Genomic DNA, 12,461 nt, shown 5'->3' with positions numbered 1-12,461 from the left:
GAGCAAATCACGTGCCGTCAACGACACCCCGAGCGAACAGGAGGCCACGCCGGCGGCACTGACCGCCTGAACCATCACCTCGAAGAATCACCCGACGACGTCGTACACCACGTCCCTGGACTTGACCACCCTGGCCAGTCGCAGCACGGCGCAGACACCCGGGCGGCCCGCAGATGCGGGCTCTCAACCTCCGCGCGGCAACGGTGCCCCAGCAGGGACAATAGACATCGACGAGCGCCGCCAGAACGACACCGCGGCGCCTCGCGCCGCCCGACCGCCGCGACCACCCCGAGAGATTGGGTCATAGACGATGAGCACTGCGCGCGACTTTCTCGACGCCGGATTCGATGCTTTGGGCCTGCTCGGCAATCCAGCAGACCCCGCTACCGCGCGGGAGCGGTTCCGCCAGGCGGTCAGCATGGACCCCGGGATGTGCGACGCCTGGCTGGGGCTCATCGCCACCGGCGATCACTCCAGCCAGACACTGCGCCACGCCCACGAAACCAGCGCCACCGTGCACCGCGAGACGCGGCGCCTGGGTCTGCAGGACACTGCTCTGGAGGCCTCGGTGCCCTCGCCGGGCTTCATCGAGGTGTTCCCCTACACCGCGGCGACGATCACCCTGGCCTACATCGCGGCGCTGCTGAGCGAGAAGGACTACGACGCCGCCGAGAAGCTGCTGGAGTCCTACGACACCGCCCGCGAACCCACGCAGACGCCCATCTGGCGCTGCCTGGGCACCACCTTGCACTACGTCACCCAGCGCTGGACCGACGTGCTGGACTGGGCCGACCGGCCGGTTGCCGGGACCCTGAGGGCCGTGGACGCCGCCACCGACCTGATGGCCGGGCTCGCTCACGTCAGTCTCGGCGAGTTCGATGCCGGCCTAGTCGTGCTCAAGGGCGTCCCCGCCGATCAAGTCAGCCCGCACGCCGCCGCCCTGGCGGCCCTCTACCGCGGCTTCGCGCTGCGTCTGTTGGGCCGGGAGGACGACGCCCGCGTCGAGTTTGGCAGGGCCAGCGTCGGCGGGCGCATTCTCCCCGAGGCCTCCTCGGCTCTGGCCGACCCCACCTTCGGACCCAGGACCACCACCGCGCAGGCCATCACTGCCCGGACCAGCCGCTGGGATCCGGAGTCCGGGCCGACCACCGAGGAGCTGCGCCAAGCCGAGCAGGCTCAGGCTGCTGAAGCCGTCCTCGAGAAGGCCGAGCGGGACCTACAGTCCTTCATCGGCCTGGGCAAGGTGAAGGCCCACGTCTACAAGCTTAAGAACGTGCAGATTTACGACCGGGCGATGGCCGCGCGCGGCGAGGGAGTCGGGCAGCGCAACGCGCTGCACATGACCCTCGTCGGTCCCCCGGGAACGGCCAAGACTTCTATCGCGCGGGTCATGGGTGAGATGTATTTCGGCCTGGGCATCCTGGACTCTCCAGACTTCATCGAAGTCTCCCGTCCGGACCTCGTTGGCGGCGTCATCGGCGAAACCGAGGTCAAGACCCGCCAGTATTTGGAGAAGGCCAAGGGCCGCGTCTTGTTCGTCGATGAGGCCCCTGACCTGTACAAAGCCGACAACGAGCGTGATTTCGGGCGTATCGCACTCGACATCATCATGAAGTTCGCCGAGGACCACCGCGACGACACCATGATCGCCCTGGCCGGCTACGCCAACGGTATGAACCGGCTGCTCTCGGCCAACCCCGGTCTGCGGTCGCGGTTTCCCACCCAACTGGAGTTCAGCTCCTACAGCGCTGAGGAGTTGGGCCAGATCGCGGCGATGTTCGCCGAGAACTTCCGGGTACTGGTGCATCCCGGCGCGGCCGCCGCCTTTGACCGGTACACGAGCTGGCTCACCGCAACCTCGACCAACAATCCCGAGAACCCGGCGGAAATGCTCGTCGACATCGCGGGCAACGGCCGCTACGTGCGCAACGTGGTGTCCGAGGCGGTGGAGAGGATGAAGGCGCGGATCGTTTCCGACCCGTCGATCGACTTGGCTACCGCTGACTCGGATCTGCTGCGGACCGTCGTGGAGGCCGATATGACCGACGCTCTGCGCGAGGTCCTCATCAGTGCAGGAATCCAGACCCGCGAGCAAGGGTAACCGTGGCACGCGATGCGGAAGTTGCCGCGCTGAGGGCCGTCGAGGACGCCTACCAACGGTGGACGGTCATTAGTGATCAGCTGCACCGGGAGGTCGGCGAAGCCGCCGAGCGTCACGCCGGCGCACCGGTGGAGTCATTGCGCGCCGATTTCAACGCCCAGCTCGCCGTGACCCGCGCGGTGGCCGCTTTCGCCCGCACGTGTGCCCAGGCCGGGCCCGATGTCGACGGGCTGCCCGGCGCAGCCTTCGTCCAGGCTCTTCACCATGTGGGGAACCAACCTGGTCTCGATCAGGCCTTGGTGGAGCTGACCCACCAGTGGCAGTCCTGGCTGGCAGACATCGGCAGATGGATGCCGAAGACCGACAGCCCGCCGCCGGCCCGGCCCACCTCGCCGGAACGCAGCAGAGTCTTGGCCGCAGTGAACGATTGGTGGGGCTTTGCTGCCGATCGGCTGCATGAACAGCTTGTCGACTCGCTGACCGCCCAGGGGCACCGCGTCGCCGAATCGCTGACCACCGGCTCTGACGGCGAGCTGGTTCAGTCAGCACACGTGATGTTCGAGCCGGACCGGTCAAGCGAGGCCTCCGGCGCGCCCAAACGCGGGGCGCGAGCGCGTTTGCACGCACTGTTCGGGCCTCACAGAAGGCGCTGAGGGCCACGGATGATTGGGAAGGCAGCACCGGACACGCCCCGCCTCACCGGCCGGGCCACCCCATCAGTAGGCGATGCTGTGTCTATGTTTGCGGTGGGCTCGCTGGTGGCGGGGTATCGGATTGAGCAGGTCCTGGCCACCGGCGCCACGGGGACGGTGTATGTGGCGAAGAATCCGACCTTGCCGCGGCGCGACGCGCTCAAGGTGCTCAGCGCCGACCTCTCCGGTGACGAGGCCTTCCGTGAGCGGTTCGTGCGCGAAGCCGATATCGCCTCGCTGCTGGACCACCCGAACATCGTGTCGATCCATAACCGCGGCGAAGCCGAGAACGGCCAGCTGTGGATCGCAATGCAGTACGTCGCCGGCACCGATGCGGAGGCTGCGCTGCAGGCCGGGACCATGACCGCTGCACGCGCTGTCCGCATCGCCGGCGAGGTCGCCAAGGCACTGGACTACGCCCACCAGCGCAACGTGGTTCATCACGACGTCAAACCGGGGAACGTACTGCTCGCTCACGGGTCGCCGGACGATGAGCAGGTGCTGCTCAGTGATTTCGGGGTGGCGAGGGCAGCAGGTGGCCCAGACGATGGCAGCGACGACTCAACGCTGGCGGTGACACTGGCCTATGCCGCTCCTGAGGTCATCACCGGCGACGCGATCGACGGCCGAGCTGACATCTACTCACTGGCCTGCACGCTGTTCCGTCTGCTGACCGGCAAGCAGCCGTTTTACAACGCTGAGGGAACAACCGCCCTGGCGCTCGCGCACCTGCACCAGCCCCCGCCCCGGATCTCCGATCATCTGCCAGAGGCGACCCGCCAAATGGATGTGGTCATGGCCAGGGCGCTGGCCAAGAATCCGGCCGACCGTTTCAACTCGGCACGCGAGTTCGCCGCGGCCGCGGCGGCGGCCGCGGGCTCGCTCACCGAGCGCCCCGTGCTGCCGGCGGCCCGGCCCGCCTCTCCATCGAATCGATTGCAGCCCAACAGACCTGAACTGGCGAGAAGCTTCGACGAGGCAATACGGGTGACGCCTACGCCACGCAAGCCTCGCGTGCAGCGTCCGCTGGTCATCCTGTGGTCGATCGTCGCCGTGGTAGTCACGATCGCCGCCGTGCTGTGGACGATTCTGATTTCGCGCTGGACGGGATCGGATGCGCCGGAGGCGGCGGCCCCGGCGACGTCGACCCCGGCCACGTCGTCAGCGACCGCCGCGGCGGCGGCGCTTGCTGAGCTGCTTCCGCCGGGTTATCCGCCCGGCAGGTGTACACCTGCGCCGACTGACGCGGACGTGACCGCGGCGATGTCGTGCGGCCCCAACACCGATCCTGGCGGCCCTACCACGTCGAGCTACACGCTCAGCGGGGATGCCGCTGCTCTGGAAGCGTCTTTCACCGACACCGTGAATCGGTCTACTCCCCGGATCTGTCCGCCCAACATTCAGTCTCCGGGGCCATGGCGGCGCAACGACAGTCCCACGGTGGTGCGCGGCACGGTCTTCTGCGGGCTCCAGGCCAACCAGCCTGTCGTGGTCTGGACCGAGGACGACGAGCTGTTACTCAGTGTTGTTCGAGCCGAGACGCCTGGGGCCACCCTAGAAGGGCTCTACGCCTGGTGGTCCTCGCACTCTTAGCGGTGCTCTCGGCGGTGTTCAACTGGGCAGAATCCTCACTTGAACACGACCCGTGCTGTTACCTATGCCGACGCCTTTGACGTCCGCTGGCGCCGCCTGCGAGTCTCAATCGCTCCGTCGTAGATTTCGAGGAAGACACTCCAGTCGGGGATCTGGACTCGCCGCCCGGCGGTGCCGCGCAGCAGCAGCTGGGCCTCTTCGAGACTCTGGGGGAGCAACTCCTGCCAGTCGATGATCGAGCCCAGTTGTGAGGACTGCGAACGACTTCCGCCGTTGGGCTCATACGACTCGGTGCGCCGCGTCCCCAAGCCCTGCCAGTGTGAAGCCTGTTCGAGGAGATGGCGTTCGTGAGCGCCGTACATCACCACGGTGCCCGGGAAGATGTCGCGCAGCGCGTCGGCGTATTTCGGGCCAAACACAACGTCGAAGTGGCTGGAGGCCTGCACGGTGGCCATGATGTTGACGCCCAAACCGGCGGACTCGCCGACGTAGTTGAGCAGCGCCGGCAGCGGGCAGGAGTTGCACACTTCGTCGAGTTGGAGCAGCAGCCGGTGTTCGAGCTGGTGCTGGGCCGTGCGCTTGCGGAAGTGTCGGATGATGGAGTCGATAAGTGCCACGGCTGCGCCAGCAACGGTGCCGGTGTTGGGGGCGATGACAAACAAGCTCGCGTCAGGGTCATCCAGCATCGAGACATCGAACGATTCGATGCTGAGTTCGTCGACACCGCTAAGGCGGTCTAGATGCTCGGTGGTGCTCAGCCCGAGACGCACCCACGGCGTCACCGCTTTGGACACGGTGATCGCCACACTGTCCCGCATGCGGCTGTTGAAGGTCAGCACGCGCTGCATTGGGTCGGACAGCATCGGGTGCGGGCACAGCGCGGCGGCGGTCATCCACGATGGAGTGGCGTGCAGCGACAACTGTGTGGTGGCACCGCCGTCTTCGTCGTCCTCGATGCCGAGGTTCTCGACGGCTTCGAGCACCCAGGGCATGCCCTGGCTGTTGCCCTGCGGGCTGGCCGCATAGAGCAGGCAGGCCAAGGGGCGGCTGGCAGTGGACTCCCACAGTCCGCCGGCGGCTACCGTTTGTCCGCTTGACGCACCGCCGAACCCCACACCGGAGGTCGCGAGCATGGTTTCCGCGACGGTCAGCGCTTCATCGGCGGACGTGATGGACATGGTGGGGTCACTGACCATGGAGCGCACGCCCTCGGGCCAGACGAGGGTCTTTTCCGGCCGCAAGTCGATGACGCCGGTGGGCCCCAGGCCGCGGCGCATCAACACCAGCTCGGCGAGGTCCTCCTTACTGGAGACGGAGACGAGCGGGCCGGGGTGCAGCACCGCGGCCGGGGCCAGCAGGCGCCGTGTCTTACCGGTTCGAGTGGGTGCGCTGATCGCCAGATGTGGAGCGCCCTGAACCTTTTCGTACTGTTCGTTGTCGTTGACGACAAGTCCGCAGTAGGGGCTGTACGGCTCGGGGTGCTTGCTCATGCGGTTCATCGTCGCGGGGATCGTGCGCGCCAGTCCACCACCAGAGCCGGATTGGCCCCTAAGTTGGATGACAGCAGCAAGAAGGAGTGACGCCAGATGAGCAGCCATCGTGGGACAGCGGTCCGCGAAAAGAGCGCGGGGGCGCTGGGCGCCTTAGTTCCGGCCGAGGAGAACGGCACCGATGCAGGCGGGCAGCCGACACCTCACCCGGCAACGCTCTACTTCGCGGCGCGACTGCGTGAGCTGATGGACGGGCTGGCTGTCCGCAGTCTGGAGACCGGCCGGACGCGCAAGCTGACAGTACGACGGTTGCAGCAGCTGCTGCATGAGCAGGCACCTGAGTTGGCGGTTTCGCAGACGCACATGTACCGCTACGTGCACGGTGAGGCCAGACCGAGTGTGCCTCTGGTCTACGAGCTGGCGGTGCTTTTTGGGGTCGCGCCGACCTACTTCCTTCCAGACGACCTGCTGCCCGAAGATTGAGCGGTCCACGGGGATAGCTGGTTTAGAGGCTTAGGTCGTCGTCATCGAGAGCCTGCCCGCGCTCGCCGTGATGGAAGGCCTGCCCGCGCTCGTCGTGATCGAGAGCTTGCTGTCCGCGCTCGTCGATCGTGTTGGCCGGCACGTTCCAGCCCAATGCGATCTGACGGCGCTGAGCCGCTCGAACGGCGCGCGCGGCGTTGTCGTACTGGGTGAGGACCTGGCGCCACTCGTCGCCTAGTTGGGTGCGGCCGAGACGGTCGGCCAGCGTGACCGCCGGCACCGGGTCAAGCAGCGGGTCGGCAGGTGCGGACGGCGCGGTCGTGAGGGTGGTGCTCCACGGCAACGCATGGGTGAGCAGCCGCAGCGCTGAGGAGCCTGCGCCGCGGCTGGCTTCCGGGTCGAGCAGGATGACCCGAGCGTTGGACGCGGCGGCGTGACGGGCGATATCTGCGAGCTGCTGGGGGTCTGCAGCGGCTGGGTCATCGACGACGACGATGGCTCCCGGTGGTAGTGCCCACTGCTGGCCGCTGACGTGCTGGTGCGCGTGGCTGACCGTGGTGATGGTGTCGGCCAACTCCGCGTCGCGAGCGGGTGCCGCTCCGGTGTCCGTGGTCGAGAGCCACAGCACCTTGCGGTCGTTAGCGTTAGCGGTGTTGCGCAGTGTGTAGAGCGACGCCGCGGTTTCGCCGTCGGTGATGTCGGCCCGGACGACGCTGATCCGATAAGGCTGTGCGGCAAGCGCTTTGAGTCGCTCCGCGTTGTGCGGCTCGTGGCCTGCCAAGGCCGCCGCGGGGATGACGAGGGGCGTGCGGCTGGGGTCGACGTCGCTTGCGACTTGGAGTAGGGCCACCTCCGAGCGCGCCGTTTCGAGCAAGCGGTCGAGTGTGTCGGAGGTCGCGGTCTGGGCGGCGGCGAAGGCGGTCGCGACGTCGCGCTCAGCGCGCTCGAGGTCGCGGCGCAGCACCTGCCGCCGGTCGCGCAGCTGCGCGCGGGCGGCCAGGTCCGCGCGCTCGGCGTCGCCTCGCGCTTTGGCGATGTCGTGCTCGGTGACGATCTTGTGTCCGCCGGCGGCCGCGGTGCGCGCGGCCTGCGCCTGGGCGAGGGCCTGCTGGAATTGCATCGAGGGCGGCTCGTCCGGCAGTAGCTCGGTGTAGAATGCGACATCTTGTCGGGCAGAGGCAATGTCGAGCGCGTCGGCGTCGGGGTTGGCCTGCAGGAGTGCGAGCTGAGTGCGGGCATGCTCGACCATGCGCAGTTTGTCGTTGTAGACGGCATCGGCGTCGGACCACTGCTCCATCACCGCGGTCACTGCGTGGGCATAGGGTCGGTCGGCGTCGACCTGGCGGCGCATCCTTAACAGCTCGTCGGCTGCGCCGCGCAGAGCCGGGCCGTTTCCTGCTCGAATTTCTGCGTCGAGGGATTTGATGGCGGCGCTGACGTCGCGGTATTCCTCTTGCAGGGTGGTAATCCATTCCATGGTGATGCCCAATTCCGGTATGGGGCGGTTTGCTGTGAGGTCTTCGAATTGCAGGTCTCCGAATTCCTCGGACGCGTATTCAGATAGGTCCTCGGGCGGGGCGATGTCGAAGTAGTCGTCGAAGGGCGGGGCCTCGTCGACCTCGGCGAAGGGGCTTTCCGGGTCGGGCGGAAAGAGTGCTTCCTCGTCGGGGTGGAGCGGAGCGTCCTGCGGCGTGGGTAGGTCGTCGACGTCGATGCCTAGACGCGCTTGCAGCCGGTGGGTGAAGGCGTCGACGGTGTAGGTGATCAGGCGGGCGTAGTCGCCCGGCGGGATCCGGTGGTCGGCGTCGGTGGCGTCGGCGAGGTGTTCGGCAGCGACATGGAGCAGGTCGCGTGGGGTCCAGGTGTTCGGGTCGGCGGCGCTGATGGCGGCGACGAGGCCGGGCCAGGCCGGATCTGAGGTGATGGTTTCAGCCAGCGCCGTTCCGAATACGACATCGATATCTGTGACCCACGGTGGGCGTAGCCGCGAGTGCGTGGTGGCCAGGGTCGCGGTCGGGGACAGGGCTCCCGCGATGCGCCACCACAGCGCGGCGGCGGGCAGCTCGTCGGGCAGTGGTCCCTGGCGGGCGGCGGTGGTGATGATCTGGCGTAGGTCGGGGGTGGTGCGGGTGGCCTGGGCGAGCTGGGCGGCCAGTTGTGGCCAGTAGGCATCGGCGCGTAGGCGGGGGTCGATGGCGTCGATGAGGTCGTTCCAGCGGGTGGTGTCTGCACTGCGGCGGCCGATGTCGGCGGCGGCGTAGCGCTGCAGGGTGGCCTGCATGTCGCGGGTCCGCACGGGGTATTGGCGCGCACCGGTGAGGCGGGTGTCGGTGTCCTCGACGCCCGTGGCGGCGCGGAAGACGGCGATTTCAGCGGTCAGTGCCGGATTGACGGTGATCAAGGGGCGTGCCCAGGCGGGGGCGGTCGCGTTGGTCCAGGCCCGTGCGCGGTCGCGGATCTGGTCGGCCAACCCCTCGACCAGCTGTTCACGGCGGGTCAGGTACGCGCCCCAATGCGGGTCATTGGCCAGCGCGGGCGGGATGCCGGGAAGCCAGCGCAGCACCCCGATGCCGGCGGAATGTGTACCGGCGGGGTCGATGCGGTGATCGAGAACCGCGGCGGGGTCAGCGGCGTCGTCGACGCTGCCTTTGGCCAACGCGTCGGTCAGCAGTTGGCGAGGATCGGCGCCACCGATGGCCAGGACGGAGAGGTTGCGCCGTAGCACCGGCCAGGCTTCGCGCTGGCTGAGCCGGGGGATCACGTCGTCGGCGATGGCATCCAACCGGTCCCGAGCACCGGCGCCCAGTTGATTTTCGGCCGCGACACCCAAGGCGTCGTAGAACATGTCGGCCGCAGCCTGCAGTCGGGTCGCCGGGTCCTCGGCGCGGCGGGCTTCGGTGGTGGCCGACACCTGTGCGCCGTCGCGGGCCAGGGTGCGGGTCAGGACGTCGACGGCGGTGTCAGGGTGGGTTGCCTTGGGGGAGAGCAGTCGGTGCGGATCGCCTTCGGCAGTGGACAGGTACAGGTGGTTTTCGTCGGTGGCGCGCGTCATCGCGACGTAGAGGTGCTGGCGGGTCAGCATGTCGGAGCCGACGATGTGGCAGGTGCCCTTGGTGTCGCGCCGTCCTGCGGTCAGGCCTTGGGCGGAGTCAATGGTGGCGGCGTAGCCCAGCGTGACGTGTTCGGCGATGTAGTCGGCGGGCAGCGTGACGATGCGTCCGCTGCGTAGGTGGCGTGCTTTTACGCTGCCATCGGTGAGAACTTCGGTGATGGTGTAGCGGTAACCGTTGCGCACGAAATCGTTGCGCCCGATGGTGATCCGGCGGTTGTTTTTGCGGGTGCGGATGGTGTCTCCGACGTTGGCGTGCAGGTGATCGGCCAGCATCACGCTGGCCGAGTCGGCAGCCTCGGGATCGGCGGCCAAGCGGTCGGCGCGGGCGCGGGCGTTGAGTTCGTTGATGACGTCGTTGGTCGGGGCGAGCAGGATGGAGTCCCCGCCCGCCGCGAGGTCGGCCCGCCATGCCTGATAGGCCATGTCGGCGGCAGTCTCGTCGGTGCCGACATGGATGCGATGGTGGTCGATGTAGAAGCCGATGCCGGCCGGGTCGGCGTCGTGCAGCGCGAGCCCGGCGGCGGCTTCGGCGGGGGACTTGAATCGCACGACTTCGCTTAAGGTGAGCGCGTCGGTGGCTTCGGCGATGTCACGCAGAACACCGCCGGCGGAGATGGACGACAGCTGCCCGTCGTCACCGACCAGACGCACGCTCGCGCCTTTACGTAGCGCGTCGGCAATCATGGCGTCCAGGCCCGCGGTGGCGGCCTTGCCGGCCTCGTCAACGACGATGAGAGTGACGGGGCCTACGTGGGTGAACCAGTCGGGCACACCGGATATCGCGGCCTTGTTTGGATCGGCGGACCAGACGTACTTGTCGAGCGTGTCGGTGGTGGCGCCCAGGTCTTCTCCAAGCACGATGGCCGCGTCGGCGGTGGGGGCCAAGCCGATCACGTGTCCGCCCGAGCTGCGCCACGCATGGGCCAACGCCGCCATGGCCGTGGTCTTGCCGGTTCCCGCTGGCGCCAGCGCCAGTGCGACACGGCGTCCGGAGGTCGCCATCTCTGATACCAAGGCTGCCTGGCCGGGGTTGAGCGTGCGTCCTCGCGCGGCTGAATCTGCGAGCGCCAGTTCGACATCGGCGGCGGTGGTGGCGCGTCCGTCGCAGCGCTGCACCGCGTCCAGAATGCGCCGCTCGGCAGCGAGGGTGTCGCGACTGGTGTAGAGCGCCACACCGTGGCGGGAGTAGACGCTGGCACCGTCGCGGCGACGCAGCGCGACAGGCTCGCTCAACTCGGCGTCGGTGACGCGAGCGTGGGGCACCGAAAAGGCCTCACCGAGCGCGGTATCGGTGAGCCGTTCGATCAGTGCGACATCGTGCGCCACGTCGTGGTTTCGAGCGATGCGCAGCGCCTCGGCGCGCACGTGGTGCCGCTGCCAGGTGGAGCGGGCTTCTGACACCGTGGCGACGAGTTCGCCAGCACGCGACGCCACCCATTCCTCGTCGATGACGGGTGCGGTGCGGGTTCGGTTGGGGCCGGCCAGGACACCGGCCAGCATGCTGTGCAGCCCGTCGCGTCCAAGGACCTCCACGGCTTGCGTGCGCCACACGTCGCGCTGCTCGGCCAGCGAGCGCGGTTCGTGCTTTGCTTCGCGCGATTCGAGCGTCGCCTGCTGGGCCAACGCGATGATTTCGGTGTTGGTCGGTTCGCGTCCGTGATCGGCCTGAAACTGCTTGGACAGCTCGGCGGTGCGCGCCTTGATTGCGGCCCGCCGGCTCGACCACCGGGACATCAGTTCTGCTGACATTCCGTCGATCTCTCGGACCGGCCGTTTCCCTCGTCCGCGGGACTGTTCGACGAACGGCACGCCCAGGGTGGCGATCATGTGCGCTTCCAGGCGGGTGTTGTACAACTCCGACGCTGCGACGGTCACACGGTGCAGCGGTTGGCCATCCAGGGCGAGCCATCGACGCACGCCGTTGGCGTCGATGTGGGACACCTTGTTCGAGATCGCGACGTGGGTATGCAGGTCGGGGTCACCGGCACGAGAATCGCGGTGGGTGAACGCTGCGGCGATGAGCCCTTCGGTGTCGACCTGGGCGACTCCGCCAGCGCCGGTGCGGGTGAAAGTGGCTTGATCTTGCAGCCACTCCAGCACGTCGGCGACCGCTGCATCGTGGGCGGCCTCAATCTGCTCAGCCACCGGCAGCGGAGCGATGGCCCATAGTGCGGACACGGATTTCACCGGTGAGAACGTCAGGTCATATCCGGCGACAGCGGTCGTGCGCGCACGGGTGTTACGCGCGATGAACCCCGACAGTTCCCGGTCATCAGCGGGCGGGCGGCCGTACTCCTCGCCGAACAGCTCCAGGGCCACGCGGGTGCGGATCTGGGCGCGAATGTCGGGGGCGATCGTGGCGTTCCAATGCGCGCCGGTTTCGGCGTTGTGATCGCGGAAGGCCACCGCCAAACGGCGCGCGAACTCCGGCTCGCCGTCGCGGACCAGAAACTTGCGCCCAAGGCGGCTGGCCGCATGCTGAGTGCCCATGCTTCGGCCGGCGACGTAGCTGTCGATGCGCTCGGCGTTGGGGTGCAGACCTTCCCCATAGAGGGCGCGCATCTGCGCCTCACTGACGCCGGATCCCTCGTCAACAGTCCAAATCTCCTCGCGCACTGCGGGTGTGACTTCGCAGCGGCCGGTATCAGAGAGGCCGGCCAGGCCGCGCCCCATCCACCGACCGGGCGATTCGCCTTTGGCCGAGTAGTAGTCGGCCAGCGTGGAGCGGCCCCGCTCGGTGCTGTCGGCGGCAGCGACCTGCCGCACCAGGTACAGGTATCCGTCCCCGGCGGTCAGCTTGTGCAGCGTCATCACCATGACGCGCACACAGGGGTCCGCATGGCCCGGACAGTACGAAGTTTCCTGCGGAAAATTCCACGACCATCCCGGGGGTTCTTAGAAAAGTCTTAGATTCGAGGTACTGGCGCAGGGGTCGTATTCATTCGGGGTGAATACGCCCTCACGCTGGTCGGCATGTAGCGCCGGGTATT

General features: G+C 67.7%; 6 protein-coding genes. 4 read left to right on the top strand and 2 right to left on the bottom strand.

Going from position 1 to position 12,461, the window contains the following annotated elements; all coding sequences use genetic code 11:
• Window positions 1-310 precede the first annotated feature (310 nt).
• From CEX88_RS24060 to CEX88_RS24050, 3 genes are all read left to right on the top strand, one after another.
• Complete coding sequence (locus CEX88_RS24060; RefSeq protein WP_094295411.1) at window positions 311-2,101, top strand: AAA family ATPase; 1,791 nt, start codon at window positions 311-313, stop codon at window positions 2,099-2,101.
• 2 nt (window positions 2,102-2,103) lie between these two features.
• Window positions 2,104-2,754 (top strand): hypothetical protein, encoded by a 651-nt coding sequence (locus CEX88_RS24055; RefSeq protein ID WP_094295410.1) that lies wholly within the window; start codon window positions 2,104-2,106, stop codon window positions 2,752-2,754.
• A gap of 84 nt (window positions 2,755-2,838) precedes the next feature.
• The gene (locus CEX88_RS24050; RefSeq protein ID WP_094295409.1) at window positions 2,839-4,386 is read left to right on the top strand and encodes a serine/threonine-protein kinase; all 1,548 of its coding nucleotides are present in this window, start codon (window positions 2,839-2,841) and stop codon (window positions 4,384-4,386) included.
• 62 nt (window positions 4,387-4,448) lie between these two features.
• Here CEX88_RS24050 and CEX88_RS24045 read toward each other — a convergent pair whose 3' ends face one another.
• On the bottom strand, window positions 4,449-5,876 hold the full coding sequence (locus CEX88_RS24045; protein WP_094295414.1) for a type IV secretory system conjugative DNA transfer family protein: 1,428 nt from the start codon (window positions 5,874-5,876) through the stop codon (window positions 4,449-4,451).
• Between the two features lie 96 nt (window positions 5,877-5,972).
• Here CEX88_RS24045 and CEX88_RS24040 point away from each other — a divergent pair, with 96 nt between their 5' ends.
• The gene (locus CEX88_RS24040; protein ID WP_094295408.1) at window positions 5,973-6,359 is read left to right on the top strand and encodes a helix-turn-helix domain-containing protein; all 387 of its coding nucleotides are present in this window, start codon (window positions 5,973-5,975) and stop codon (window positions 6,357-6,359) included.
• A 22-nt stretch (window positions 6,360-6,381) separates the two neighbouring features.
• Here CEX88_RS24040 and mobF read toward each other — a convergent pair whose 3' ends face one another.
• Entirely contained in the window at window positions 6,382-12,288 is a 5,907-nt protein-coding gene (gene mobF / locus CEX88_RS24035) for a MobF family relaxase (RefSeq protein WP_094295407.1), read from the bottom strand.
• Window positions 12,289-12,461 lie beyond the last annotated feature (173 nt).

The sequence above is a fragment of the Mycobacterium neumannii genome (genome assembly GCF_002245615.1).
Taxonomy (GTDB): Bacteria; Actinomycetota; Actinomycetes; order Mycobacteriales; family Mycobacteriaceae; genus Mycobacterium; species Mycobacterium neumannii_A.
This window is presented reverse-complemented; position numbering and strand designations above follow the sequence as displayed.